This window comes from Jeotgalicoccus halotolerans, assembly GCF_003387165.1.
GTDB lineage: Bacteria > Bacillota > Bacilli > Staphylococcales > Salinicoccaceae > Jeotgalicoccus > Jeotgalicoccus halotolerans.
This window is the reverse complement of the sequence record NZ_QUMW01000011.1, coordinates 105,338-129,976: the sequence shown is the minus strand read 5'-3', so window position 1 is coordinate 129,976 and position 24,639 is coordinate 105,338. Positions and strand designations below refer to the sequence as shown.

At 42.0% G+C, this 24,639-nt stretch carries 28 protein-coding genes and 1 tRNA gene; 21 read left to right on the top strand and 8 right to left on the bottom strand.

What is annotated here, in order from left to right:
- Positions 1–80: 80 nt before the first annotated feature.
- The 10 genes from DFR63_RS06830 (at position 81) to DFR63_RS12000 (ending at position 9,071) form a co-directional block, all read left to right on the top strand.
- Positions 81–1,574, top strand: a complete 1,494-nt coding sequence (locus tag DFR63_RS06830) for a sodium:solute symporter family protein (RefSeq protein WP_115885195.1) — start codon at positions 81–83, stop codon at positions 1,572–1,574.
- A gap of 14 nt (positions 1,575–1,588) precedes the next feature.
- A complete protein-coding gene (locus DFR63_RS06825) occupies positions 1,589–2,752 on the top strand; it encodes an iron-containing alcohol dehydrogenase (RefSeq protein ID WP_115885194.1) in 1,164 nt (387 codons plus the stop codon).
- A 14-nt stretch (positions 2,753–2,766) separates the two neighbouring features.
- Positions 2,767–4,047, top strand: coding sequence for a histidinol dehydrogenase (gene hisD, locus DFR63_RS06820; protein ID WP_115885193.1), 1,281 nt, complete (start codon positions 2,767–2,769; stop codon positions 4,045–4,047).
- A 71-nt stretch (positions 4,048–4,118) separates the two neighbouring features.
- The gene (locus tag DFR63_RS06815) at positions 4,119–5,054 is read left to right on the top strand and encodes a 3-hydroxyacyl-CoA dehydrogenase family protein (protein WP_115885192.1); all 936 of its coding nucleotides are present in this window, start codon (positions 4,119–4,121) and stop codon (positions 5,052–5,054) included.
- A 7-nt stretch (positions 5,055–5,061) separates the two neighbouring features.
- Positions 5,062–5,823: an SDR family NAD(P)-dependent oxidoreductase gene (locus tag DFR63_RS06810; RefSeq protein WP_115885191.1), complete on the top strand. Its 762-nt coding sequence runs from the start codon at positions 5,062–5,064 to the stop codon at positions 5,821–5,823.
- Positions 5,824–5,858: 35 nt separating this feature from the next.
- Positions 5,859–7,034, top strand: a complete 1,176-nt coding sequence (locus DFR63_RS06805) for a Zn-dependent hydrolase (RefSeq protein WP_115885190.1) — start codon at positions 5,859–5,861, stop codon at positions 7,032–7,034.
- Between the two features lie 121 nt (positions 7,035–7,155).
- Positions 7,156–8,331 carry a benzoate/H(+) symporter BenE family transporter gene (locus tag DFR63_RS06800; protein ID WP_115885189.1) on the top strand — a complete coding sequence of 392 codons (1,176 nt, stop codon included), beginning with the start codon at positions 7,156–7,158 and terminating at the stop codon, positions 8,329–8,331.
- A 157-nt stretch (positions 8,332–8,488) separates the two neighbouring features.
- Positions 8,489–8,559: transfer RNA gene (locus DFR63_RS06795), tRNA-Thr, on the top strand.
- Positions 8,560–8,582: 23 nt separating this feature from the next.
- On the top strand, positions 8,583–8,876 hold the full coding sequence (locus DFR63_RS06790) for a hypothetical protein (protein ID WP_115885188.1): 294 nt from the start codon (positions 8,583–8,585) through the stop codon (positions 8,874–8,876).
- A gap of 69 nt (positions 8,877–8,945) precedes the next feature.
- Complete coding sequence (locus tag DFR63_RS12000) at positions 8,946–9,071, top strand: hypothetical protein (RefSeq protein ID WP_281271285.1); 126 nt, start codon at positions 8,946–8,948, stop codon at positions 9,069–9,071.
- 38 nt (positions 9,072–9,109) lie between these two features.
- On the opposite strand, the gene DFR63_RS06785 is transcribed toward DFR63_RS12000, so the two are convergent.
- Complete coding sequence (locus tag DFR63_RS06785) at positions 9,110–9,841, bottom strand: YsnF/AvaK domain-containing protein (RefSeq protein WP_115885187.1); 732 nt, start codon at positions 9,839–9,841, stop codon at positions 9,110–9,112.
- A gap of 117 nt (positions 9,842–9,958) precedes the next feature.
- Here DFR63_RS06785 and DFR63_RS06780 point away from each other — a divergent pair, with 117 nt between their 5' ends.
- Entirely contained in the window at positions 9,959–10,732 is a 774-nt protein-coding gene (locus DFR63_RS06780) for a serine hydrolase (RefSeq protein WP_115885186.1), read from the top strand.
- 24 nt (positions 10,733–10,756) lie between these two features.
- The gene (locus DFR63_RS06775) at positions 10,757–11,278 is read left to right on the top strand and encodes a hypothetical protein (RefSeq protein WP_115885185.1); all 522 of its coding nucleotides are present in this window, start codon (positions 10,757–10,759) and stop codon (positions 11,276–11,278) included.
- Between the two features lie 238 nt (positions 11,279–11,516).
- Here the strand turns inward: DFR63_RS06775 and DFR63_RS06770 are convergent, their stop codons facing one another.
- Positions 11,517–11,843, bottom strand: a complete 327-nt coding sequence (locus DFR63_RS06770) for a four-helix bundle copper-binding protein (RefSeq protein ID WP_115885184.1) — start codon at positions 11,841–11,843, stop codon at positions 11,517–11,519.
- 275 nt (positions 11,844–12,118) lie between these two features.
- Between DFR63_RS06770 and tenA the strand changes: the two genes are divergently transcribed.
- The 5 genes from tenA to DFR63_RS06750 all read left to right on the top strand — a co-directional run bounded on the left by tenA (position 12,119) and on the right by DFR63_RS06750 (position 15,542).
- Positions 12,119–12,799 carry a thiaminase II gene (gene tenA, locus DFR63_RS06765; RefSeq protein WP_115885183.1) on the top strand — a complete coding sequence of 227 codons (681 nt, stop codon included), beginning with the start codon at positions 12,119–12,121 and terminating at the stop codon, positions 12,797–12,799.
- 142 nt (positions 12,800–12,941) lie between these two features.
- Positions 12,942–13,118, top strand: coding sequence for a hypothetical protein (locus DFR63_RS11775; RefSeq protein WP_162842301.1), 177 nt, complete (start codon positions 12,942–12,944; stop codon positions 13,116–13,118).
- Positions 13,119–13,235: 117 nt separating this feature from the next.
- A complete protein-coding gene (locus DFR63_RS06760) occupies positions 13,236–13,418 on the top strand; it encodes a hypothetical protein (protein ID WP_115885182.1) in 183 nt (60 codons plus the stop codon).
- Positions 13,419–13,585: 167 nt separating this feature from the next.
- On the top strand, positions 13,586–14,404 hold the full coding sequence (locus DFR63_RS06755; RefSeq protein WP_115885181.1) for a metallophosphoesterase: 819 nt from the start codon (positions 13,586–13,588) through the stop codon (positions 14,402–14,404).
- A 154-nt stretch (positions 14,405–14,558) separates the two neighbouring features.
- Positions 14,559–15,542: a nuclease-related domain-containing protein gene (locus DFR63_RS06750; RefSeq protein WP_162842300.1), complete on the top strand. Its 984-nt coding sequence runs from the start codon at positions 14,559–14,561 to the stop codon at positions 15,540–15,542.
- Positions 15,543–15,727: 185 nt separating this feature from the next.
- Here DFR63_RS06750 and DFR63_RS06745 read toward each other — a convergent pair whose 3' ends face one another.
- Complete coding sequence (locus DFR63_RS06745; RefSeq protein ID WP_115885179.1) at positions 15,728–16,162, bottom strand: acyl-CoA thioesterase; 435 nt, start codon at positions 16,160–16,162, stop codon at positions 15,728–15,730.
- Positions 16,163–16,293: 131 nt separating this feature from the next.
- Here DFR63_RS06745 and DFR63_RS06740 point away from each other — a divergent pair, with 131 nt between their 5' ends.
- The gene (locus DFR63_RS06740) at positions 16,294–17,151 is read left to right on the top strand and encodes a fumarylacetoacetate hydrolase family protein (protein WP_115885178.1); all 858 of its coding nucleotides are present in this window, start codon (positions 16,294–16,296) and stop codon (positions 17,149–17,151) included.
- A gap of 6 nt (positions 17,152–17,157) precedes the next feature.
- Complete coding sequence (locus DFR63_RS06735) at positions 17,158–17,868, top strand: MOSC domain-containing protein (RefSeq protein ID WP_115885177.1); 711 nt, start codon at positions 17,158–17,160, stop codon at positions 17,866–17,868.
- A 39-nt stretch (positions 17,869–17,907) separates the two neighbouring features.
- Here DFR63_RS06735 and DFR63_RS06730 read toward each other — a convergent pair whose 3' ends face one another.
- The 5 genes from DFR63_RS06730 to DFR63_RS06710 form a co-directional block, all read right to left on the bottom strand.
- A complete protein-coding gene (locus tag DFR63_RS06730; RefSeq protein WP_115885176.1) occupies positions 17,908–18,675 on the bottom strand; it encodes an alpha/beta hydrolase in 768 nt (255 codons plus the stop codon).
- 68 nt (positions 18,676–18,743) lie between these two features.
- Entirely contained in the window at positions 18,744–19,433 is a 690-nt protein-coding gene (locus DFR63_RS06725) for an ABC transporter permease (RefSeq protein WP_115885291.1), read from the bottom strand.
- Between the two features lies 1 nt (position 19,434).
- Positions 19,435–20,361 (bottom strand): osmoprotectant ABC transporter substrate-binding protein, encoded by a 927-nt coding sequence (locus DFR63_RS06720; RefSeq protein WP_115885175.1) that lies wholly within the window; start codon positions 20,359–20,361, stop codon positions 19,435–19,437.
- 10 nt (positions 20,362–20,371) lie between these two features.
- Positions 20,372–21,007, bottom strand: coding sequence for an ABC transporter permease (locus tag DFR63_RS06715; protein ID WP_115885174.1), 636 nt, complete (start codon positions 21,005–21,007; stop codon positions 20,372–20,374).
- Positions 21,004–22,158, bottom strand: coding sequence for a betaine/proline/choline family ABC transporter ATP-binding protein (locus DFR63_RS06710; RefSeq protein WP_115885173.1), 1,155 nt, complete (start codon positions 22,156–22,158; stop codon positions 21,004–21,006). Before DFR63_RS06710 ends, DFR63_RS06715 begins: the two co-directional genes overlap by 4 nt.
- A gap of 254 nt (positions 22,159–22,412) precedes the next feature.
- Here DFR63_RS06710 and DFR63_RS06705 point away from each other — a divergent pair, with 254 nt between their 5' ends.
- Positions 22,413–23,333: an AEC family transporter gene (locus DFR63_RS06705; protein WP_245954155.1), complete on the top strand. Its 921-nt coding sequence runs from the start codon at positions 22,413–22,415 to the stop codon at positions 23,331–23,333.
- A 102-nt stretch (positions 23,334–23,435) separates the two neighbouring features.
- The gene (locus DFR63_RS06700) at positions 23,436–24,614 is read left to right on the top strand and encodes a M20 metallopeptidase family protein (RefSeq protein ID WP_245954154.1); all 1,179 of its coding nucleotides are present in this window, start codon (positions 23,436–23,438) and stop codon (positions 24,612–24,614) included.
- Positions 24,615–24,639: the final 25 nt, after the last annotated feature.

Genomic DNA, 24,639 nt, shown 5'->3' with positions numbered 1-24,639 from the left:
GTTAACGCTGCAACTTGGCTCATTATGTATTTCTTAATATTTAGAACACCGTTACTGGACGTCGATGAGGGGGATAAATAATGGGAAGCGTAGTATTTTGGTCATGGATTTTACTTATCGCATTCGTTGTTATGATGATGACTTTTGGGTTTATGGGGATGAAGAAGACACATAATAATGATGACTTCGCTACAGCACGATCAAGTTATGGACCAATCACAATTGCCCTCGTGATAGCGGCTGGTATTTCAAGTGGTTCGACATTTATGGGGATGCCGGGTCTGGCATTTGATCTTGGTGCGCCGTCACTGTGGTATCCATTACTCTATCCTGTAGCGACAGTGTTCGGGATGCTATTCTTTGCAAAAGCAATTAAAGAATATGGTGATACTTTAGGTACAAGAACAATACCTGAATTTATCGGAAATCGGTACGACAGTAACTTTCTTAGAGTAGTACTTGCGATTATCTCAGCACTTCTGATTTTCTATGTCATTTCACAGCTTGTTGCAGCAGCAACGATGTTTCAGATTATGATGGGTGTGGACTATAAAATCGGTATCCTGATTACCATTGTAGTTATTGGTGTATATGTGTTCATGGGCGGTTCTCATTCAGATATTATGACTGATGCTGTACAGGGTATGCTGATGGTACTGATTGCTATAGTTGTCGTTATTTGTTTTGTGTTTGCTGTCGGAGCTGATGGAGGTTTCAGCGGTATGATTCAAACAATCCAGGAAAGACGTCCGGAAGGACATTTCGGCAAACTGTTTATACCAGGAAATGAAACATACGGTTCTCTATGGCTGGTACTCCTGCTGTTTGTTGCTCACTTGCCATTCGCAATTCAGCCGCATCTCGGGAACAAATTCATGGCAGTGAAATCCGATCGTGATCTTAAAAAATTATTAATGTGGACGACAGTATTTGCAACAATTCTGCCTTTGATGGGTCTTGGAGGAATGCTGGCAATCGCAGTACTTCCTGGAGATATTGATATTCGGCCGGATGCAGTTATTCCGACCTTATTCACAGAATTATTCCCACCATTTATAGCAGCATTTTTAGCAATTGCCGTATTGTCTGCAGTAATGTCGACTTCAGATGGTCTGGTCGTATCATTGACGCAATTATTGGCAAACGATTTATTCCGACTTTCAATTGTGCCGAAGTTAAATATTTCTACAGAAAAAGCAGATCGCATTGAATTAAATATCAGTCGTATTGCAACGCCTATCGTATTAATTATTGCAGCAATTGTTGCGCTGAATCCGCCGCAGTACTTATCAATATTTATGTGGATTGGAATTGGAGGGATTGTATCTTCGACAGCCGGGCCTCTGGTTATCGGATCGCTGTGGAAACGTGCAAATAAAACTTCAGCAATAATTTCATTATTAGTCGGTACAGCAGCCTATTGGATAATTTATCTGCCATTTGGATTTGATGTATCCAATCCATTTGCAGCAGCAGGTCTTGGTGTAATTATTTCTATGGCTACTATGGTTATTGCAGTACTTCTTACTACTAAGAAAAATGAAGATAATTTAACAGAAGTTACAGAGAAATAAGAGGAGATGTTTTAATGAAATTGATTTCACCGAAATTTATATATCATGGAATGGAATCGACGCAGGAAATAGAAAATATACTAGATGATTTAGGAGCTGAAAAAGTTTATCTTCTATGCGATCCGATTTTAGAAGAAATCAATGCAATTGATAAAGTGACTGCTATTCTTGATTCGAAAAGAATCGAATATGTCACTTCCACAAATGTAATGGCAGAGCCGTCAGTCGAAAAGGGAAATGAAATTGTATCAGAAGTGAGAGAAGCCGGTCCTGATGTAATTATTGGACTCGGCGGCGGCAGCACAATTGACCTTGCAAAAGCTGCTTCGTTAGTAGCACCTCAGGAGGGCGGGATTGCAGACTACCTGAATCTGACTGGCGGTATGAAACTTGAGAACAAAAAGATACCTAATATACTCATGCCTTCGACTTCAGGAACAGGCGCTGAGGTTACTGATATCGCAGTATTTTCAACAGGAGACAGCAAGGATGCAATCACGGATCCTCTGATGATTGCAGACTACGCAATCGCAGATCCATTCTACACATATTCATTGCCATCTAAAGTGGCCGCAGCTAGCGGTGTAGATGCTTTAACACATGCAATTGAATCATTTACTTCAGTAGAGGCAACACCTTTGACAGATACGCTTGCTGCAGGGGCTATTGAAAAAATTTACCGTAATATCAGAGAAGCAGTGTGGGATAAAACAAACTACGCGGCTAAGGACGAACTTTCTCTTGGAAGTTTAATGGCGGGATTAAGTTTTTATAATGCAGGCTGTGCTGGGGTCCATGCACTGGCTTATCCTTTGGGAGGGAACTTTAAAATACCCCATGGTGAATCAAATGCAGTTCTGCTCCCGTATGTATATGACGAAATCATTAAAGCATGCAGCAATAAATTATCAAAACTGGCCCCAATTTTTGAAATAGATACGCAGGGTAAAAATAATATGGAAATCTCAAGAGATATAACAGATAAATTATTCGACTTAGTCAAAGAAGTAGGACTGCCGGAGAGTCTGCAGCATTATAATATTAAAGAAAAGGATATAAAGCTGCTGACAGAAAACGCATTAAAACAAACACGTCTTCTGGCACGAAGTCCACTTGAATTAAGAGAAACAGAAATAGAAAAAATATATAAAAATGCTCTTGAGGGAAGAGAGAAATAGAACATAGAGGTGTAATTATGGAAATATTGAAACAGGGTAAATCAGTTGATGACATTAAATCTGCAGACGAAAAAGTATCTGGAATAGTGAGAAATACTCTTAAGAAAATTGAAAATGAAGGAGATAAAGCTGTAAGAGAACTTTCTGAGCAGTTTGATAAATGGTCTCCGGAAGCATTTAGATTATCTGACGACCAGATTCAGGATATCGTTAATCAGATACCGGAACAGACTAAAACGGACATTGCCTTTGCTCAAGGCAACATTAGAAAATTTGCTGAAGCTCAAAAAAATTCAATGAAAGACATCGAAATTGAAATGGAACCCGGCATTATTCTTGGACACAAAAATATACCGGTAAACAGTGTCGGCTGTTATGTTCCAGGCGGCAGGTACCCAATGGTAGCAAGCGCACATATGAGCGTCCTTACTGCAAAAGTTGCAGGAGTCAGCCGTGTGATTGCATGTACTCCTCCTATCAATGGTGAAATACCTAAAGAAACTGTATATGCGATGCATAAAGCCGGTGCAGACGAAATATATATTCTCGGAGGCATACAGGCGATGGGAGCAATGGCAATAGGTACCGATTCAATAAATAGTGTAGACATGATCGTAGGACCGGGTAATGCTTTTGTTGCTGAAGCAAAAAGACAGTTATTTGGGAAAGTAGGTATTGATCTGCTTGCAGGCCCGACCGAAGTCATGATTATTGCTGATGAAAAAAGTGATCCTGAAATGATTGCGACAGACCTTCTTGGACAGCTGGAACATGGTCCGACATCACCGGGCGTACTGATTACAACTTCCAAAGATGTTGCAGATAAAACTGTTGAAGAACTTGAACGGCAGCTTAAGGTGTTGTCTACTGGGGAAGTTGCACGTCAATCATGGGAAGAATACGGTCAGATTATATTAGTTAAAAACAATGAAGAAGCATTAAAAGTTGCAGATGATCTTGCATATGAACATGTTGAAATACTTACGGAAGATGAAGACTACTTCCTTGATAACATGACAAACTACGGCGCGTTATTTATCGGTCCGAGAACGAATGTTGCGTTTGGTGACAAAGTAATCGGAACAAATCATACGTTGCCGACAAAAGAAGCAGCTAAGTATACCGGCGGGTTATGGGTAGGCAAGTTTATAAAAAATGTGACTTATCAGCGTATAACTTCCGATGAGAAAAGTGCTAAAATCGGAGAATATGCTGCAAGATTGTGCCAGCTTGAGAATTTCGCAGGTCATGCGGAGCAAGGATTGCTGCGTGTTAGGAAATACGGTAACAAATAAAGGACTAAAGGAGACTGCTGAAGTATTTATTTCAGCAGTCTTATTTGAATTACAGAAATTGAGGTGCGGAAATGGAAAAGGTATCAGTAATCGGCAGCGGCACGATGGGGCATTCCATTGTTATCTCGCTGACATGGCATCATCACCCTGTAAAAGTATATTGCATAGATGAAGAAGCGGTTAGAAACGCAAAAGAGAATATAAAAGCCAAACTGGAAGTAATGGTGGATAATAAAGTAATTAATGATGACCAGGCAAAAAGTATAGAAAGTATGATAGAACTTAAAACAAGTTTTAAAGAGACAATCTCAGAAGCAACTTTTATTATTGAGGCAATTACTGAAAATCTTGAAATAAAAAAAGAGATGTATAATAAATTAAGCAAATTTATGAGTAGAAAAGCTGTACTGGCGAGCAATACATCAGGATTTCTCCCTTCTGAATTGTCGGCAGAATTTAAATATCCCGAACAGTTTATCGTCACTCATTTTTGGAATCCTGCACATTTAATTCCTCTGGTTGAGATAGTTCCTTCTGGAGAAACCAGTGAAGAAACAATTAAAAGAGCAGAGGAACTTTTGAAAAAGATTAATAAAAAACCGATTGTCATGAAAAAAGAAATAATAGGATTTATCGGCAACAGATTGCAATATGCGATGCTGCGTGAAGCTCAATATCTGCTGGATAACGGCTATGCGGATAAAGAAGATATAGATGCATCAGTCACTCACAGTATTGGCAGAAGATATCCTGTAACCGGTCCTCTAATGACAGCAGATCTCGGGGGATTAGATGTATTCTCAGCGATATCTAATTACTTATTTAAAGAGCTGAGCAAGGCAGATTACTCTGGTGAAACGATTATGAATTTAGTAGAACAGGGACAGTATGGAACTAAGAATGGCCAAGGATTTTATAAATGGGGAGAAGAGGCTTCCAGAGAAATAAATAACAGGAGAGAAAAAGTGCTGATTGAAATTCTTAAAACCGATGAAACTGAGGGGTGATGAGATAATGAAGTATTTTACAGAACTTAAAGATAAAGTTGTGATTATAACCGGAGGAAGCAAGGGCATAGGTAAAGAAATTGCTCTTGAATTTTCAAAGCTCGGGGCGAAAGTAGTCATTATTGGTAGAAATGCTGAAGATCTCGAGAGTACTAAAAAAGAATTAGACTGTTACAGTCAAGAGAATATGGCAATTAAGCTGGATATTAACGACGTTTCAGCTCTGAATATAAAAATTGACAAAATTTATGAAGAATATGGTCAGATTGATGTACTGGTGAATAATGCCGGTATTAATATTGCTAAAGATGCGTTTGATATTACAGAAAAAGACTGGGACAAAGTGCTTGATACAAATTTAAAAGCATCGTTTTTTATGTGTCAGGCTGCAGCTAAGAAAATGAAAGAAAATGGAGGCGGCCGAATAATTAATATGGCATCGCAGATGTCTTTTATAGGATATGTAAAAAGAGCGGCATACGGTTCAAGCAAAGGAGGAGTGCTGCAGCTGACAAAAGCATTGGCAGTTGAATGGGCCAAGTATAAGATTAATGTGAATGCAGTGGCTCCAACGTTTGTTGAAACGAATTTAACATCAAAAATGTTTGAGGATGAAGAATTTAAAAAAGATGTTCACAGCAGAATTTTGTTTGATGAACTGCCAAAACCAGCTGATGTTGTTGGCGGGGTACTGTATCTAGCCTCTAACTTATCAAATTATGTAACAGGAGAGACTATTAAGATAGATGCAGGATGGACAGCGATATAAAAATTACTATAAGTTATTAAGGAGCTGATTTCAGCATGTCGATCAACATAAACCGTATTAAAGAAAATCTTGAATACGTTGGCAATACATTCAACAGCGGTTCAGAGGGTTATAACCGTCTGGCATTTTCAAAAGAAGAGAAAGATGCGATTAACTGGCTGGAAGAGGAACTGAGGAATAACGGTATCAGCGTCAGACGGGATTCGATCGGCAACTTATTTGCGCGTATCGGTCCTGAAGATAAACCGGTATATGCTTTTGGTTCGCATCTTGATACTGTTAAGAACGGCGGGCTCTATGACGGTGCCTTAGGTGTAATGGCCGCGCTTGAATGCCTGCTTCAGCTTAAAGAACAAAATTCTCAACACACAGCTTATGAACTCGTCTGTCTTGTCGGCGAGGAAGGTAATCCTTTAGGCGGCACTTTCGGCAGCCGTGTCATTACGGGGCAGGTAAATAGTGATGATCTCGACGATGATATTTTAAAAGCTGCAGCTCTGACTAAAGAACAGATTAAAGATGCTTCTAATACAATTCAGAATTATGCGGGTTTTATCGAACTGCATATTGAACAGGGTACAGTGCTTGAGAATAATGGCAACAAGACTGGTATTGTGACAAATATTGCGGGTATTGTCAGAAATCATATTACTGTACTTGGTGAAGCGGGTCATTCCGGGACCATGCCGATGGAATACCGGAAAGATGCGCTGGTGATGGCGAGTGAGATTGTGCAGTACATTAACAGTGAGGTACGAAAACTGGACGACGGCACTGTCGCGACGGTCGGACAGCTCGAAGTCAGACCCAACGCTGCAACAATTATTCCCGGTGAGGTTGAAATGACATTTGAAGTACGTTCAGGGAACAAGGACAGACTGGAATCATTTCCGGAAGAAGTTCTGAGCTGGATTAAAGAAAATTATGACGTGAAAATTAAACCGGGAGTAACGAAACCGACTAATTCTATGTCTGATAAAATTATTGAAACAATCGAGCAGGCGGCTGCAAAACTGGATTTGCCGACAATGCGAATGATGAGCGGAGCCAATCACGATACGAATACACTGGCGCCTTTCATGGATACCGGCATGATTTTTGTGCCGAGTATCGACGGTATCAGTCATAATCCTGCCGAAAAATCAGATTGGAAAGACATAGAAAATGCTGTGAATATCATGCTGGAAACACTGCAATCATTAGAGAAGTAAACTAATCCCTGAAGTATTTAAACGACTTCAGGGGTTAATTTGTTTGAAACACTTATATTTATATATTAATAAGTCGTGGTATCATTAGAGTAGACATATTTAAGCTAACGGAGACAGTCATATGAATAAAGTATATAACAGAGGTTTTATAAACGATTTAAATACACAGAATATATCCGCCGGTATTATAACGGGTACCCTCGGTATTGTCGGTGCCCCAATTATCGTCATTGAAGCGGCAGCTGCGGGCGGATTTACTCATATCGAGACTATCTCATGGTTTTACGCCGTACAGTTTTTCGGTGCCTTATTCGGTTTAATTATGGCATTTTATTACCGGATGCCGATTGTCGGCGCCCATTCTATTACAGGGGCCGCATTTTTAGTCACAGTCACTCCGCATTTTACATATTCAGAACTGGTCGGCGGTTTTATCATCACCGGGATTATTATTATGCTGTTTGGTATTTCCGGCATATTTAAAAAAGTGATGAGCTGGATTCCAAGGGAGATTATTTCCGCCATGCTCGCAGGTATTATAACGAGCTACGTTGTCGGATTAATTCCAGCGGCCGAGGAGCTGCCCATCGTTGGAATCAGTGCCATCACCGTCTTTTTTATTTTAACGAAATGGAATTTAAGAATCCCGCCGATGCTCGGCTCCGTGCTGACAAGCGTCATCGTCTTCTTTTTGGTTTATGACTTTGATATGTCTGCACTTGGGACAGAAATAGTCCTGCCTATTGTGCATGCGCCGGACTTTTCACTTGCAGGTGCAATCTCGATTTCAATTCCGCTTGCGCTGATGATTTTAAGCAACGATGCGACACCGGCTGTCGGGGCGCTTGAACGGGGCGGTTACAAAGTGCCGACGAATAATATCTTAACTGTGAGCGGTATTTTATCGATATTTACCAGTTTCTTCGGCGGCCAGTCCGCAAACGTTGCGGGAATGATGACGACGATTGCTTCGGATGAGGAATCAGGCGACACAGATAAACGTTACGTCGCTTCTGTGATTTCGAGTATTATTATGCTGATCTTCGGACTGTTCGCGTGGGCGCTTGTGCCGCTGATGTTTGAACTGCCTGAAGCGCTGATGGCCATGCTCGCAGGTTTTGTTTTAATCGGTGTATTTGCTTCAACGATGAGAACAAGCTTTGGAAATTCCAAATACCAAATGGCAGTTATTTTCACCTATATTATTTCTGTATCGGGAATTTCAATATTTTATGTCAGTGCACCGGTATGGGCACTGTTAATCGGGACGATACTGGCGAAAGTCGTAAGAAAATAAAAAGCTGCCGGAACTGTGTGAACGGTTCCGGTATATTTATTATGATTGAACTTTTAATCTGTACCAGGAAGCATAAGAACCTCTTTAATAAGAAGATGCCGAAAAGACTGGAATTTTTTTATGAATTATACTATAGTAAAATATATTGGAAACACATGCCGACATAGTTTAATGGCAGAACACAGCCATGGTAAGGCTGCAATGCGAGTTCGATTCTCGCTGTCGGCTTATTTTAAAGGAGAATGCTCAACATGATTGTAATCAGTGCAGTGCTCCTGATCGTTTTAATTTATGCGATTGTGAATGCAGTCCAGTTTTTTAAAAGTACTGATCTCAGTAAAGCAGTCAGAGATAAGATGCTGGCGAGAGCTTTTAAAGGTGCTTTTATTACAGTCACAGGCGGCTGGTTTTTCTTTGAATTATTCATGATTATGAGAATAGAACCTTCATTTGAAGTCTATCGCATAGTAATGTTAATCATTGTAATTATCTCACTTATCATATTCGGACTGAATTTAAAAGTTCAGAATCAGCGTCCTGAGTAAGCAATCTTTTATGTTAATGTATAATCGTGATAAGGTTAAAAATTTAAATGAAAGATTGAAGGTCAATATATGAAGAATTTAATTATTAGAGTAATTAAGGATACGATGAAAGATCCTGTTAAAAGAGAAAAAGTATTAAATTATGTTAAACCGATTATTTCAAACTATACAAACAAGAATAATAAAAAGAAATAGTATGCAGAAAAGCCAGTCCAAATCCGGACTGGCTTTTCTTATTTATCAATATCTATATTCTTTACTTCTCTGACATCAGCATCTTCATTTTTAACTTCACTCACCCTGATATCATCATGTTTCACTGTACCCGACACATGTTCCATTTTCTCAACGACTTCTTTTGTAATTACAATTTCTTCAGTAACAACGTGTTCTTTAATCACCCTGAGCCGTTCTTTTGTCACCGGAATTCTGATGATGCCAAGATCGTCATCGCCGTCTTCTGTATTATTATAGGTCTCAAACAGCGGTTCGCCTTCGACTGGACGGCGTTCTACAGTGACATTATCCATATTCACCGGCACATCAAATTCTTCAACCTTCGAATCCGTATATTTTTCAACGACAACTTCTCCTGTTTGAACTTTTTCTTTACTTACAGCAAGCCTTTCTTCGCGAAGCTCCATCGTTTCTTCATTTTGCGGTGTTTCAAAACCGGATTCATCAATATATAAAAGAAGTTCTCCATTATTCAGAGCGTTCGTGTAGTTGTCGCGGTCTGCATTCGTCATGGTCAGACGCTGGCTGCCGTCGAGCTGTGCGAGCAGTTCTTCGATACTTTCGGCGCCGGTCATCCGTTCGTTTACATCCGGATAATCCGTCAGAAAATCTCCATAGCCTCGGGTCGATACGACTGTCAGTTTATGTTCAGGTGTTCCCGTCCTTGTATAATGCTCCAGTCTTTCATGTAAATGTTCTTTATTCGCAATCAGTTCAATTTGCCCCATAATGCCAGACCTCCATCGTTATAAGTAATTATTCCTTTATTCCCCGTATAGACTAAGTGCAAACCGTCAGCATGTTATGATATTCTTTATTTAAACACAGGCAAAGGGGATGACCAGATGTTTAAAGATGAAATCCAGACGCTGATTGAACGTCAGCCGACAAAAGATATTTCTTATAAGATTGAATTTGATAATCAGATATATGTACATAGGGAACATGCAGTGTATCCTTCAGCCAGCACGATAAAAGTGCCGATCGCGCTGATTAATCTGCAGCAGCATTTTCATAATTACGAAGACATTTCGCTTACAGTGGGTAAGAAAGTCGGAGGCTGCGGCGTGCTTCATACGCTTGAGAGCGTTAAGCGCCTAACTTTATGGGATACGATTGTGCTTGCGATTATTATTTCTGATAATACCGCATCAAACATGCTCATCGATAATATCGGCATCGACCGGATTAACGAAGGGTTTACGGCACTCGGTCTCCACGACACGACGCTCGCGCGCAATTACTACGATACGAGGGGTATTAATGAAGGAAAGCGCAATGCAACGTCAGCCGCTGATATGTTTACGTCCATGCAGTACGTAATTCAGGAAAACGATGTGCTCCCGGAAGACATCAGACAGAACTTCTTTAATGTCATGAAAAAACAGCAGATTAATGACAGAACCGGCGGTTTTTTTAATATCGATGAAGACCATGAGGCGGAGTTTATCGCCTCGAAAACAGGGTCTGTGACAGCGCTCGAGCATGAATTCGGCATGATTCAGCTGAACGGTAAACAGCTGGTATTCTCTATTTTCTCAGACAACTGGCCGACGAATCAGGAAGGCAAATATTTCCTGAATGAAATGGGTAAAATATTTAAGAAGTATATGAGTTAAATTTTAGAAACCATGGAGGCACTTATGACAGAACTCACTTTGCAGGAAGCAATTTTTACAGTCAGCACTCTCCGTAATCAGCTTAATAAGGAATATGCGAAATTTGATACTGAATACCGCGTGCCGGTCGCCGTGAATAACGAAAGTATCGTAAATGACGGCAAGGTGGCGGATGTAATAGATTCTCTTAAAAAGATTGAACAGCTGAAACACGATATTATTACGCTGAAAGCTGCTGTTCATCATAAGAATACAACAGGGAAGCTTACGGTTGATGATGCTGAATATACCGCATCCGAAGTGCTGGAATCACTGAAACTGGAACGGGATATCGTCAATAATCTCCAGAATAATACGGCTTTCGGCTACCATCGTGAACGTATTAAAACTGTCGCCGGTGTCGGTATTGTTGAAGAAGGTATCATTAATGAAAAAAAAGTACTCGAATATATTGAGGCGCTTGAAGTGAAGGTAAACCGTAAATCCATGCTGATTGATAAGTTCAATAGTACGGAAATAATTGAAGTAAAACTCAAAACGATATAAAAATTTTCGGCAGAAATCAGGTTCCTTTCTTATATGATAATTTGATGGATTACAATTTACAGTTTATTTATCTGATTACGTTTTAAGAATCGGGATGCTGGACACGAAACACAATTGTGCTGATGACCTGATTTCGACGGGGATTTCCCAAAAACTTCCGGACGTAAAGTTTTGCCTTTAGGACCGTCCGTACATAAAAAAAGACATGCAGAAATTTCTGCATGTCTTTTTCTTTCTTTTACGCTGCTGCCCTGCATGCTTCCGCACATTCAAAGCAGGCTTTAGCGCATTCCTGGCAGTGATCGTGGTCATGCTTTTGGCATTCCTTGCCGCACGCTTCGCAGATCGTGGCACAAACGCCAGCAAGTTCTTTAACGAAAGGCGAATCTCTTGTGACGGCCTGTTCTAAAAATGCGCACATATCTGCACATTCACGGTCTGTTCTGATACAGTCCGCCATCATTTTTACATCATCTTCTTTTAAGCAAGCGTCGAAACAATGATTGCACGCTTCCATACATTCGTGCAGAGTCTTAAGCAGCTGTTGATTCTGTTCGTGAGTCATATATAATTCCTCCTTAAAAGATTCATACAATTTATTAATTCCCGGAGCAATATTTTTTAAACTGTAGTACAGTGGAATTGTAAAGCAAATATAAACGGCTGGGGGCGCACTGATGTGCTGAGAGATAATTTCGACCCTTTGAACCTGTAGGTTAGGACCTGCGCAGGGAAGTCTGTGTCGATATATACGCGGAAGACTGTATATTTTTTGACCCGGGCCTCTCATAAGGTTCGGGTTTTTATCGTCTTTGGCCGAAATACAAAGGAGATAAAGAAATGAAGTTTACAGACAGATTATGGGACAGCGTGGAGAGTATTTGGAACGGGTATCTTGAACATCCGTTTGTGACCGGTTTAGGGGACGGAACGCTCGATCAGGGGAAATTTCAGCACTGGCTGAAACAGGATTATGTATATCTTGTTGAATATTCACGGCTGATGGCGATCGGGGCGGAGAAATCGCCGGACCTAAAAACGATGAGTATGTTTTCTGAAATGCTGCATGGCACGCTCTTCGGAGAAATGGAGCTGCACAGAGGTTATGCTGCGGAGTTTGGTATTTTAGAAGAGGAACTTCTTCTGACCGAAGCATCTGCAGTGAACACTGCTTACACGAGCTACATGCTGAACCACGCGCAGCGGGGAGATGCGGCGGCTGTTGCTGCATGTCTTCTCGCCTGCGCCTGGAGCTACAATTACATCGGCAGGTCTCTGTCGGATAAATATCCGGAGCAGGAAAACAATCCGTACAAGCAGTGGGTAGAAACATATTCCGGTGAAGATTTCACCAGTTTAAACGGTACGGCAATGACCCTCTTGAATAAGCTCGCTGAAGGAAAACCTGAACGTGAACTGGCTCTGCTTGAAGAGATCGTCGTGAAAACCAGTCTCTATGAGTATATGTTTTGGGATATGTGTGAAAACCAAGAAGAATGGCCGATTAAAGTGGGTTTATAAACGATTATAATTATTAATAAGTTTTCAAAATTGTTAAAGGTCGGTAAATAATGTATAAGTCAGTTTTTCTTTGAGGTAATGTAGATTTAACACCAGGAATCAGTCTGAATACTATCTTACTTTTAAGGAGCTGGAAATCATAATGAAGAAACTTTTAACAATCGGATCTTTAGTCGGAGTATTAGCATTGGCAGCGTGCGGCGGAGACACTGAAGAAGGAACAGAGACAGAAGAAACCGGCACTGAAGGAACAGAAACAGAAAGTACAGAGACTGAAACAGATACAGAAGATACCGAATCAGAAGACGATGGAGCTTAAAAATCATTTAGAATGCTGCCGGTTAAATTCGGCGGCATTTTTTATTCTATGCGGTGTTAAATTATCAAATCAGGGGTATATAAATATTAATCTGACTTAAGGAGAGTGACTGGCTACATGAAGAAATTGACAGTGGTGACAACGCTGATCGGTGTGCTTGCACTCGCGGCGTGCAGCGACACGGGTGTCGATGAAACAGAGGTAGATGAGAACGAAGTCGAAGAAGACGCACTTGATGATTCGGATGATGACGAAGAAGAAAATGAAATTGAAGATGCTGGAACTGAAGAAGACGACTAGGGAATGAAGAAGTGCTGCCGTTTCAGGCGGCACTTTTTATGATTTAGTGTATTTATCAAAAAATTATAAATACTGCCTTTATAGAGAAGCGGCAGGCGGTATTTTTTATACAGGATAAAAGTTGTGGTAGCATTGAATCAATAAACTGATGCGGGAGCGAAAAAGTAATGAAAATTGGTGTTATTTCAGATTTGCACATCGACCGTTATAATAGTGAAACGCTGAAACAGAAAGATTTTTCTCTTACGCTTGCCAACGAAGTGTCGAGAGAGGCGCTCGATATTCTGCTGATTGCCGGTGACATTTCAAACGATCATGTCCGCTCTTACCGCTTTATGCAGGAGCTCGAACAGATGACCGGTGTGACGATTTATTTCGTGCCGGGTAATCACGATTTCTGGAACTTCAGCGGGGATGCGAAAAGCACCCGGGAAATATATAAATTTTTTAAAGAGACGAAATACTTTAAAGAAGGTTCTCCGATTGATCTTGGCAACGGCTGGGCACTCGTGATGAACCCGGCCTGGTATGATTATACGTATGCAAGCGACCGGTTTTCCCTGGAGCGGTTAAGCGAGCGGGAATACTACGGCGGCACGTGGCAGGATAAAGTGAAAATTAACTGGGGAATGACTGATCCGGAAGTGTCCAGAGAGATGGCGGAGCACGCCGGGGCTGACCTTGAAGCGGTCCGTGATAAAAAAATTATCCTGATGACGCATGTCGCAACTCACAAAGCATTCAGGGTGCCGATGCCGAATCGCCTGTTCGATTATTATAACGCCTTCATCGGCACATCGGACTTTGACCGCTTTTATGAAGAATATGATATCCGCTACAGCATTATGGGACACATTCATTTCAGGCATCAGATTGAAGAAAATGGTACGGATTACATCTGTGCCTGTCTCGGTTATAAACGTGAATGGCGGACAAAAGATATTGTGCACGAGATGCGGGACGCTTTGCAGGTTATAGAAATTTGATAAGAGAACCATCAACCACCTTTTCCGGTGGTTTTTGTATTTTTCTGGGAATTCTTTGTATCTATCCAGGAAATTAAAATAACTTGTACGAAATAAAAATAAATCGCTGATTTTCCCTATATATAGTATGAGAGGACTTTTAAGGAGGAAATCAATGATTATATCAGAACGGCAAATCAGTAAAGAACTGGCATTTTACAAAGCACTCAGTTCCCGCTTTTATCTGGAAGAAAAAGATGCGAAAAAATTGTTGGTGCTGGAGCGCGGTTATAAGGGAGAACGTATTTATGACGAAGTGTTTGATGAAGAGGGCCACAGTTCGGTATTTGTCTTCCGCGATATTTATTTGAGAATCGGGGACAGTATAGTGCAGTACGACGCTCCGATTGTGAGCGATGCGGGAATAACAGTGAATGAGATAAAAAACTACTCGGGTTTTTATCGTGTGGAGAGAGGAAAATGGTATGCTGGAAACTTTGAGGTGCCGGATGATCCCCTGGCGCAGCTGAAACACGCTATGAATAAGCCGCTCAAACTGCAGTATATTCACCGGTTAAATTTCGATATAGAGGGGAAGGTTGTTTTTCCGCATATAGATTTCCGGCTGAATTTTGATAATCAGGATGTGCGTGAGAGATTGGTGATGAGATCTGAGCTGCGTGATTATTTAAAGAGATTTTCGAACGAGTACGCCGGCCGGTACGCGGAACCAATTGCGGAAGCGGTGTCTTCACACATTATTGATAATCCATTTTTTGATAAGAGCGCGAATTTTGATTCAGTGCGTAAAGGATTGTACTGCGGGAATTGCGGGGGTTTTGAGATGATAGATAACCACTTTTATATGAGATGTCTTGATTGCGGGAGTCGGGAAAAGAAAGAAACACATCTACTTAGAGCAATTAGCGACTTTAGAGCCCTGTTTTTGGATGAGAGAATGACTAAGAAAAAGTTTTTGATATTTATTAATTATGCTGTAAGTCACCGAACTGCCCAGCGGATGCTGAATAAATATTGTGAGTGTGTGGTAAATGGTGCTCGTACTTATTATTTGTTTAAACATGAAAGTTTTGAAGAAGTCTATGCTAAATATGAGTCGTCATATCGATATAAGGATAGGAAAGCGGACATCTTTTGAGCTATTCATAAAGGAATTTTGGTTCATTGACTGAGTAAAGAAGGTAGTTAGACAATGAGCATTGCTCTTTGGCCGGATAAAGTTGTTAGTCAGCCAAAGAGTCTAGTTCTTTGACCAGGCAGCTCGCACCCCAACCAATCATTAGCAAAAAAAACGCGCCGGACCGGCGCGTTTTACAAAAAGTATTATTTTTTCACTTTGATTTCTTCGTATTTCGCATGCCATTCGGGGAAAACGCGTTTAAACATAACAGGATGGAATTCGCCGTCGACTTTTTTAACGACAATCAGGGTGGTCGTGCCGTGCGTGCAGACTTCACCGTCACCGTTTACGATTTCGAACCCGTAAATTGTACGGACACCGGTGTTTTCTTCGACCCAGGTGCGAACGAATGCGCGGTCACCGTATTTTAATGATTTCGCATAAGTGATGTTCACGTTATGAACGGGGGCGAGGTATCCTTCCCGTTCCATTTTTAAATAATCATAGCCGATATCTTCAATCAGCTGCATGCGTCCGAGTTCCAGCCATTTAATATAGCTGCCGTGATAAATAACACCCATCATGTCAGTATCTGCATATAATATCTGGATTTCTTTTTCTGCTACATAAACGCTCATGAAATTCCTCCTAAAAATAACTTAAAGATATTATATCATTCTCTATCTGCAATTTTTCAAAGGAGTTTATCGTTTTTAGTTAAAGGGGTATGATAAAGGAAGAAGGCAATTAGAAATGGGGCAAAATGAACATGAAATTACTGACTTTTGTAGATGAAACAACCGGGAAATATAAGCTTGGTGTACTGACTGAGAAGGGTGTGCTGGATATTTCCGGAGATTTTGAAACGCTGCAGGAGGTCATGGCGAACAAAGACAAGGCAGAGGCGCTAATTGAATTCTATCTGGAAGCGGATTATATTGAACTGAAGAGTGTCGATGAACTGATACTCGGTCCGGTTGTGCCAAATCCTGAGAAAATTATTTGTGTCGGTGTAAACTATAAAAGGCACGCCGAAGAAATGAAATTAGATATACCGGAGATGCCGGTGATTTTTTCGAAGTTTAATAACACACTGACCGCCCACAACAGTACGGTTACAATACCGAAAGACACATATATGATTGACTACGAAGGCGAACTCGCGATAATTATCGGCAGAGAGGGCCGCAATATTCCGCGTGAAGACGCGATGGATTATGTGTTCGGCTATACTAATGCGAACGATGTTTCGGAAAGAAGCTCGCAGTTTGCGACGAGCCAGTGGCTGGCGGGAAAAACTTATGACGGTTTCTGCCCGGTGGGCCCTTACATTGCAACGCTCGGTGAAATCGGTGAACCGCATAAGCTGCGTATAAAGACATATGTCAACGGCGAGCTGCGCCAGGACTCAAACACGAATGATATGGTATTTAAGAGCAGAGGACTCGTCAGTCACATTTCAAAATATATGACGTTGAAACCTGGAGATATTATTCTGACGGGAACACCGGAAGGTGTCGCTTCAGGTTATAAAACAGCGGACAAACCGTGGATTAAAGACGGCGATACAGTGACAGTGGAAATAGAAACGCTCGGTCGTCTGACAAATCATTTTAAAAAGGAATGATGTTTAATGTCGATATATGGAAAAATTCATACTCTTTATACTGGAGGAGTAAAAACTGTCGGAAATCCTGATGCAGACAATAAGATGAATCAGCAGTGGAAAACAGGTGCGTTTAAAGAAAAAACGGACAAGCCGGTCTTTTTATCTAAAGAAGGTCTCGCCGGCGATGAATGTGCAGATAAGAAAAATCACGGCGGGCCGGAAAAAGCACTGTTTGCGTACAGTCTCGCACATTACGATAACTGGCAGCGTGAACTCGGAAATTCCGGCATTACGGCCGGCGGGAACGGAGAAAATATTTCCGTAATGCATATGGATGAAACAACCGTACATATCGCGGATATATATGAACTCGGCGGCACGATGATTCAGGTATCTCAGCCGCGGCGCCCGTGCTGGAAACCGGCGCGGCGTCACGGCGATATTGATCTCGCGAAAAAAATTGAGGATACGGGACGCACCGGCTGGTATTTCCGTGTGCTTGAAGAGGGGAGTATCCAGGCGGGAGATACATTTAAACTGCTTGAACGCCCATGCCCGGACTGGACGATTGGTCGCATGAACGAAGTTCTGTACCATAATCGTGACAATATCGGTTTGCTTGAAAACCTGCGGGATTCTAAATTTACGCCGCCAAGCTGGAAATCAGCACTCGATAAACTGCTTGCGGGTGAGCGGATCGATGACTCGAAACGACTCTACGGACCGAACATATAAATGAAAATGAGCACGGCTGAATTCAGCCGTGCTCATTTTTCACTTCCCTGTCATCCACTGTATTGCTTTCAGGATCCCCAGATCCCAATACGCATAATCGTGTTCTCCGGGACCTTCTTCATATTTAAATGAAACATCTTTAGATTCAAGAAATACTTTGAATTCCACGTTATCATCATATATAAAATCTTCAGTGCCGCACATCATATACAGCTCCGGCAGACCCTCAATTCCAACTTTATTAATGCTGTCATCCACAATACGTTTAATATCAAGTGACGTTCCGGCAGTTGTTGTCACATCACCGATAATGCCGCGCATTTTAAAGTCCGGCCAGTCGTAATTTAACAGACGTTCGATATCGGTCGCGCTCGACATAAAGCAAGCTTTGCCAAACAGCGCCGGATTCTCGAATGCTGTTTTAAGCACCCCGAACCCGCCCATGGAATGGCCAGCAAGGAAATTATCTCCGCGTGCTTTAGACAGCGGAAATACCTGATGGGCGTAGCGCCACACTTCAAGTATATGATCGGCATAACTGTGACCGTACAGCATATTCGCATAAAAACTGTGATCTCCGTCTGGTAAGATCACTGCGGTATTATGTTCATTGGCGTAGCGTTCAACACTCGTAAAACGCAAATATGAACTGTTGTCGCTCGATAAACCGTGGAGTATCATTACTGACGGTAAAAGAGCTGGCACCTCATTCATATCATAATGTTCTTTTTGTTCCGGCAGTATTAAATTAAAGTGATGATGTTTTCCGAGTGCTTCTGAGAAAAAATTAATCCGCATTAAAGCCATATAATAATCTCCTTTTATAAATTAATCATTAAAAAACAGCCCTGCCAAAACGGCAGGACTGTCTAAAATTAATCGTTAACCGTTTGAGCTTTCGGTGTTTTATCGTCGGGGTTATAAGTCGGATCGAGCCTGCGTTCCAGAAAACGGAGCGCAAAGTCGATAACAATCGCAATCAGTGCAATTGGAATCGCACCGGCTAAAATATACACAGTGCCGTCTGTAGCGTTCGTTCCGCGGATAATTAAATCCGACAAGGTCGGCGCGCCGATGAAGGAACCGATTGCAACGATACCAATCGCGACAACGAGTGCAATGCGGAGTCCGCCGATAATAACCGACAGGGCAAGCGGCAGTTCAATCATGCGCAATACCTGATTGCGTGTCATGCCCATACTTTTCCCGGCATCAGTAATATTTTTATCGACACCTGTAATGCCTGCGTACGTATTTTTAATAATCGGCAGGAGCGCGTACAGGAATACCGTCAGAATCACTGTATTTGTGCCAAGACCCATAACGAGCATTAAAATCGACAGCATGGCAAGAGCGGGAATCGTCTGGATAATATTCGCGATGGTAATAATAACACCTGACAATTTCGAATAGCGTGCGATAAAAATCCCAATCGGAATACCGACGATTGCTGCAAACAGCACGCCGTAAATACTCATCAGCAGATGATCTGTAAACAGGCTCAGCAGGTAGGCGAAGTTGTTGACGAAATAATTATATAAATCGGTTAATAAATTACCAGTCACATTATTCACCTTCCTCTTCAAAGTAGTTGTGTTCTTCTAAAAATTCTTCTGCAACAAGCGCAGGTTCAATACCTTCTTCATCTGAACGGTAGTTTAAGTTCTGCATTGTTTCAGTTGAAACTGTGCCGACCAGACGAGATAAAGCATCGTCAATTTCCGGATATTCTGCAATAATTTCATGTGTTGCAAACGGAGATGCATCATACGGCGGGAAGAACTGCAGATCGTCTTCCAGTACGACTAAGTCATATGCCGGAATTCGGCCGTCAGTCGTGTAGCCGAGCGCGAGGTCCAGGCTGCCTGTCCTGAGAGCTTCATAGACCAGGCTGATCTGCATAGCGCGGATGTTGCCGAACTCAAAACCGTAAGCTTCCTGGAAGGCAGGATAGCCGTCTCCGGGACGGTTGAACCAGGAAGTGTCGACACCGACTGCGAATTCATCTGTATATTCCGCGAGATCCGATGTTGTTTCGAGATTATATTCTTCTGCCGTTTCACGGGTTACCATAAAGGCATACGTGTTATCGAAGCCGTAAGAATCGTAAAATTTCATATCGAATTCTTGATCAAATATTTCCTGTGTCTGCTCCATAGCAGTAACCGGATCGCTCTCCGGTTCTTGATTTAATACACCTGTCAAGTCAGTCCCGGTATAGCGGACACCGGATATCTGGGCATCTCCCGAGAGCATGGCATTATGCTGAATTGTCGATGAACCGAGGTTGTTAATCATTACCGGTTCGATTTCTCCATCGCTGTAATGTTCAATCATCAAGCGTGACATATGAGAAACAATCTGAGATTCTGTTGTCGTCATTGATGTGATTGCAATACCATCGCTGGAACTGCTGCTGAGGCCGGGCAGGCTGCACCCGGATAAGACAGTCAGAGATACCAGTAAGGCTAGTAATTTTTTCATGTGTCTCATGATACTCCTCCTATCGGGATACTTTTAAACCTTTTGGCGTCGCCCATTTTTCTGTCAGCGATAAAATAAAATCTGCAATCAGCGCGAGCAGGGTTACCATAATCGCCGCACTGATAATCAGTTCGGGCTGGTACGAGTTCAGTCCGTTAAAAACAAAGTCTCCGAGACCGCCGGCGCCGATGTAGCTCGCAAGTGTTGCCCACGAAATGACATAGACCGACGATAATCTGATACCGCTTAAAATAAGCGGTACGGCGATGGGCAATTCTACATGCCAAATCAGCTGCATGCGGGTCATGCCCATGCTTTTTGCCGCTTCTTTTACGTCGGGATCAATATTTTTAACGCCGATAATCGTATTATTTAAAATAGGCAGCAGAATATACGCGCTGAGTGCAATAATTGCAGGTATGCGTCCGACTCCGAACAGCGGAATCATCAGTGCAAGCACCGCAAGTGTCGGCACTGTCTGCAGAACGCCGGCGGTTGTCAGGACGTAACTGCTGAGCTTTTTAGTGTTGGCGATAGCCATACCGAGCGGCACGGCAATCAGAATACCGATAAATAATGAAATTATGGACAGGTAAAAGTGTTCCCATGTTTTAATGAAAAGTTCCGCGCCATTCGCATTTAAAAATTCCATCATGCTTCATCAGCTCCTGACAAAAGCTCCCGGGAAGGCTCCTCGCCCCAGATTGTATCGTACACGATATCCACCAGATTTGAGCGTGTAATTAATCCGATTAATGTATTATTGTCATCGACTACAGGAATGTTTCTGACATTCCGTTTTAAAATGGTTCTGACTGAATCCTGAAGTTTTGAATCGATGCCGATTTTGTATATATCCCGGCCCATTAAATCAACAATATCCATGCCTTTGCGGTAACCTTCATTAATATCTTCTATATCTATAAAGCCGAGCAGTTTTTTATGGCTGTCGGTAACGAGAATTGTATCAATACGTTTTTCGCGCATTAAAGCGATGCATTCGTTAATCGATTTGTCGACCGTAATACTGACCGGAGTAATCATTGCATCAGCAACGGTGCGCATATTCGGCCTGTCCTGAATCAGGCGTCCTTCGCCGATAAAGTCGCGGACGAAGTCGTTTGCCGGATTGCGGAGAATTTCATCGGGCGAATCGAACTGGACGATTTCTCCGTGGCTCATAATACAAATTCTGTCCGCGAGTTTTATCGCTTCATCCATATCGTGGGTAACGAAAATAAAAGTTTTGCCGAGTTTCTGCTGGAGTTCTTTGACCAGGTCCTGTAATGTATCGCGCGTAATTGGGTCGAGCGCTCCGAAAGGTTCGTCCATAAGTATAATATCCTGTTCAGCTGCGAGTGCTCTGACAACACCGATACGCTGCTGCTGTCCGCCTGAAAGCTCGGATGGATAGCGGTCTAAAAACTCCTCCGGCAGGTCGACGAGCTTAATTAGTTCCCGCGCCTTCTTATCTTTGTCTTCTTCAGACCATTTTAAAAGTTTTGGAACCAGAGTAATATTTTCTTTAATCGTCATGTGGGGAAGCAGACCAATCTGCTGGATTACATAACCGATGCTGCGGCGGAGTTCCACCGGATTTTTCTTAGTGATGTCTTCACCGTTTATCGTAATCGTGCCGGAAGTCGGTTCAATCATCCGGTTAATCATCCTGAGTGCAGTCGTTTTTCCGCTGCCGCTTGTACCGATAAATGCGATAAATTCACCTTCCTCGATATCGAGGGAAATGTCGTTGACAGCTTTTTTACTGCCGCCGTAAATCTTAGTAAGGTTTTTAATACTTAGCATAGTTGTCTCCTTTACTTTATAAAGTTGAGCAAATTTATACTATATAACTATATCATAGTAGGAGGAGTATTTCAGATGGCTGTAATTTTTCACATATAGGAAATGTTCATATGTGCGTATTCTATAAAACATTGTGAAATAATCAACTGAAATTTAAATATAAAAGTTAAATGTAAATATAAAATTTAAATTTCATTACGTTTTGACAGGGATGATAGAATAAAATAATCATATTATATAAAAGGGGAATGCCAATGCTGTCATTATTAATGATTGTAGTGCCTGTATTCCTGGTTTTTGCAGTCGGATTTACCGCGCAGAAACTTTTGAAAATGGACATTAAATCAGTTTCGTCTGTCTCGCTTTACATATTGTTTCCCTGTTTAGCTTTTACGACCTTTTACACCAGTCCGCTGGACGGAGAATTTTTATATGCCCTGTTTTATTCACTGTTATTAATGCTGGTTTTAACAGTAATCACTATTATAATCGCTCGTTTATTGAAGTACGGCAGAGCGGAAATCGGCGCCATGCTGCTCGGCGTGCTTTTCCCAAACAGCGGCAACTACGGAGCACCGGTGGTACTGTTTGCGATTAATGCCGCAGCTTTTGACTATGCCATTATGCTTACCGTCATTCACACATTCATTATCAGCACCGTTGGAATTTTTATTGCGTCTTACGGCAGCGGCGCGGCTATTACTGTGCGGGAAGCTGTCCAGAGCGTCATGCGCGTGCCGGTGATATATGCGGTCTTAACCGCGATTATCTTTCAGCTGATAAACTTTGAAATCCCGGCAGCTTTTATGGAAATTATAGAAATGATCGGTGCGGCATCCATTCCAATCGTTATGCTGATTTTAGGCATGCAGCTTGCCGAAATGAAACTCGGCCACAGCGGAATGACAGAAGTTACGGGTCTGGTTGTTATGCGCATGGCAATATCACCTTTAATTGCGATGGGACTGACGCTTTTCATGCCGGTTGATGATACGTTTAAACTTGTATTTATTATCCTGAATGCGATGCCGGTCGCTGCGAATGCTACGATGATTGCTGCGGCATACAATACGAAGCCTGACACCGTCTCCCTGGGAGCTTTTATCACCACGCTGTTAAGCCTGATAGCTCTGCCGGTCTGGCTCTTCGTTCTCGGAATTGGAGTGCAGCCGTAAAATCTTATCAACCTTTTAAAAAGATTATTCAGACTATTGTTTGACATGATTATTTGTCTAAGGTAGGTTTAAGTCAAATTAATATTAAAGGGGATGCAGTATTTGAGTAATCACACTAGTTTATCTCAGGCAGAAGAGTTAAAAGATAAAATTATCGAATGGCGCAGACATTTGCATAAGCACCCGGAATTATCATTTGAAGAATACAAAACAGCGGAATTTGTAAAAGAAAAATTGGAGAAGCTTGATTTTGAAATTGAGTACCCGGTAGCGAAAACAGGATTGGTTGCGACGTTAAAAGGAAAAACGGAAGGGCCGACGGTGGCTCTGCGTGCCGATATGGATGCTCTGCCGATTCAGGAAGAAGGCGAGACGGAATATAAATCAACCGTGGACGGTGTCGGTCATCTCTGCGGTCATGATGCTCACACAGCGATACTGCTCGGAGCTGCTCATATCATCAGTGAAAATCCGCCGGAACGGGGCAACATCAAGCTCTTGTTTCAGCCGGCGGAAGAAGGATACGGCGGAGCTGATGTGATGGTGCAGGAAGGCGCTTTGAAAAATCCCGATGTGGATGCTGTAGCGGGACTGCATGTCCATCCGACGATTAAAACCGGGGAAACTTCAATTACAGAAGGATTTGCGACAGCATGTACAGATTCTTTCGATATTAAAATTATCGGTAAAGGCGGGCACGCGGCGCACCCTCATTTATCAATTGATCCGATAGCGATATCCTCAACAGTCATTGCGTCTCTGCAGCAGATTGTCAGCAGAAATATTGATCCGCTTGAAAATATTGTGCTCACGATAGGAAAAATTGAAGGGGGCTTTGCAAGAAACGTCATTGCGCCTGAAGTTACACTGGAAGGCACAGTCCGCTTGTTAAATCCTGAACTCCGTCCGAAGGTGAAAGAAACGATGCACGAATACTTAAACGGTATCACGAGCGGGATGGGCGCGTCATATGAACTGGAATACACATACGGCTATCCGTCAGTATTTAATGATCCGGCCTTAATTCCGACACTCAGAACAACAGTTGATAAAATACTCGGAGAAGGACAGCTGCTCGATGTTAATGCGAGCATGGGCGGTGAAGATTTCTCTTACTTTGCACGTGAAGTCCCCGGCGTATTCTTCAGACTGGGGACAAATGGCGGTGAAGATACCGCGTATCCGAACCATCACCCGAAATTCAATGTAGATGAAGATGCGCTGCATTACGGGGCGGCGATACTCAGCCAGTTTGCTTTTGATTATTTAGATATAAATTAAAGGAACTGAATTTTCAGAAATCATA

Bases quoted from the DNA above. Each gene is read 5' to 3' on its own strand.
- DFR63_RS06825 (WP_115885194.1), top strand. From the start codon at position 1,589: ATGAAATTGATTTCACCGAAATTTATATATCATGGAATGGAATCGACG.
- DFR63_RS06730 (WP_115885176.1), bottom strand. From the start codon at position 18,675: ATGGCTTTAATGCGGATTAATTTTTTCTCAGAAGCACTCGGAAAACAT.
- DFR63_RS06710 (WP_115885173.1), bottom strand. From the start codon at position 22,158: ATGCTAAGTATTAAAAACCTTACTAAGATTTACGGCGGCAGTAAAAAA.
- DFR63_RS06810 (WP_115885191.1), top strand. From the start codon at position 5,062: ATGAAGTATTTTACAGAACTTAAAGATAAAGTTGTGATTATAACCGGA.
- DFR63_RS06740 (WP_115885178.1), top strand. From the start codon at position 16,294: ATGAAATTACTGACTTTTGTAGATGAAACAACCGGGAAATATAAGCTT.
- DFR63_RS06775 (WP_115885185.1), top strand. From the start codon at position 10,757: ATGACAGAACTCACTTTGCAGGAAGCAATTTTTACAGTCAGCACTCTC.
- DFR63_RS06780 (WP_115885186.1), top strand. From the start codon at position 9,959: ATGTTTAAAGATGAAATCCAGACGCTGATTGAACGTCAGCCGACAAAA.
- DFR63_RS06750 (WP_162842300.1), top strand. From the start codon at position 14,559: ATGATTATATCAGAACGGCAAATCAGTAAAGAACTGGCATTTTACAAA.
- DFR63_RS06800 (WP_115885189.1), top strand. From the start codon at position 7,156: ATGAATAAAGTATATAACAGAGGTTTTATAAACGATTTAAATACACAG.
- DFR63_RS06715 (WP_115885174.1), bottom strand. From the start codon at position 21,007: ATGATGGAATTTTTAAATGCGAATGGCGCGGAACTTTTCATTAAAACA.
- DFR63_RS06735 (WP_115885177.1), top strand. From the start codon at position 17,158: ATGTCGATATATGGAAAAATTCATACTCTTTATACTGGAGGAGTAAAA.
- DFR63_RS06760 (WP_115885182.1), top strand. From the start codon at position 13,236: ATGAAGAAATTGACAGTGGTGACAACGCTGATCGGTGTGCTTGCACTC.
- DFR63_RS06785 (WP_115885187.1), bottom strand. From the start codon at position 9,841: ATGGGGCAAATTGAACTGATTGCGAATAAAGAACATTTACATGAAAGA.
- DFR63_RS06790 (WP_115885188.1), top strand. From the start codon at position 8,583: ATGATTGTAATCAGTGCAGTGCTCCTGATCGTTTTAATTTATGCGATT.
- DFR63_RS06770 (WP_115885184.1), bottom strand. From the start codon at position 11,843: ATGACTCACGAACAGAATCAACAGCTGCTTAAGACTCTGCACGAATGT.
- DFR63_RS06815 (WP_115885192.1), top strand. From the start codon at position 4,119: ATGGAAAAGGTATCAGTAATCGGCAGCGGCACGATGGGGCATTCCATT.
- DFR63_RS06745 (WP_115885179.1), bottom strand. From the start codon at position 16,162: ATGAGCGTTTATGTAGCAGAAAAAGAAATCCAGATATTATATGCAGAT.
- DFR63_RS12000 (WP_281271285.1), top strand. From the start codon at position 8,946: ATGAAGAATTTAATTATTAGAGTAATTAAGGATACGATGAAAGATCCT.
- DFR63_RS06720 (WP_115885175.1), bottom strand. From the start codon at position 20,361: ATGAGACACATGAAAAAATTACTAGCCTTACTGGTATCTCTGACTGTC.
- DFR63_RS11775 (WP_162842301.1), top strand. From the start codon at position 12,942: ATGAAGAAACTTTTAACAATCGGATCTTTAGTCGGAGTATTAGCATTG.
- DFR63_RS06705 (WP_245954155.1), top strand. From the start codon at position 22,413: ATGCTGTCATTATTAATGATTGTAGTGCCTGTATTCCTGGTTTTTGCA.
- DFR63_RS06805 (WP_115885190.1), top strand. From the start codon at position 5,859: ATGTCGATCAACATAAACCGTATTAAAGAAAATCTTGAATACGTTGGC.
- DFR63_RS06830 (WP_115885195.1), top strand. From the start codon at position 81: ATGGGAAGCGTAGTATTTTGGTCATGGATTTTACTTATCGCATTCGTT.
- tenA (WP_115885183.1), top strand. From the start codon at position 12,119: ATGAAGTTTACAGACAGATTATGGGACAGCGTGGAGAGTATTTGGAAC.
- DFR63_RS06755 (WP_115885181.1), top strand. From the start codon at position 13,586: ATGAAAATTGGTGTTATTTCAGATTTGCACATCGACCGTTATAATAGT.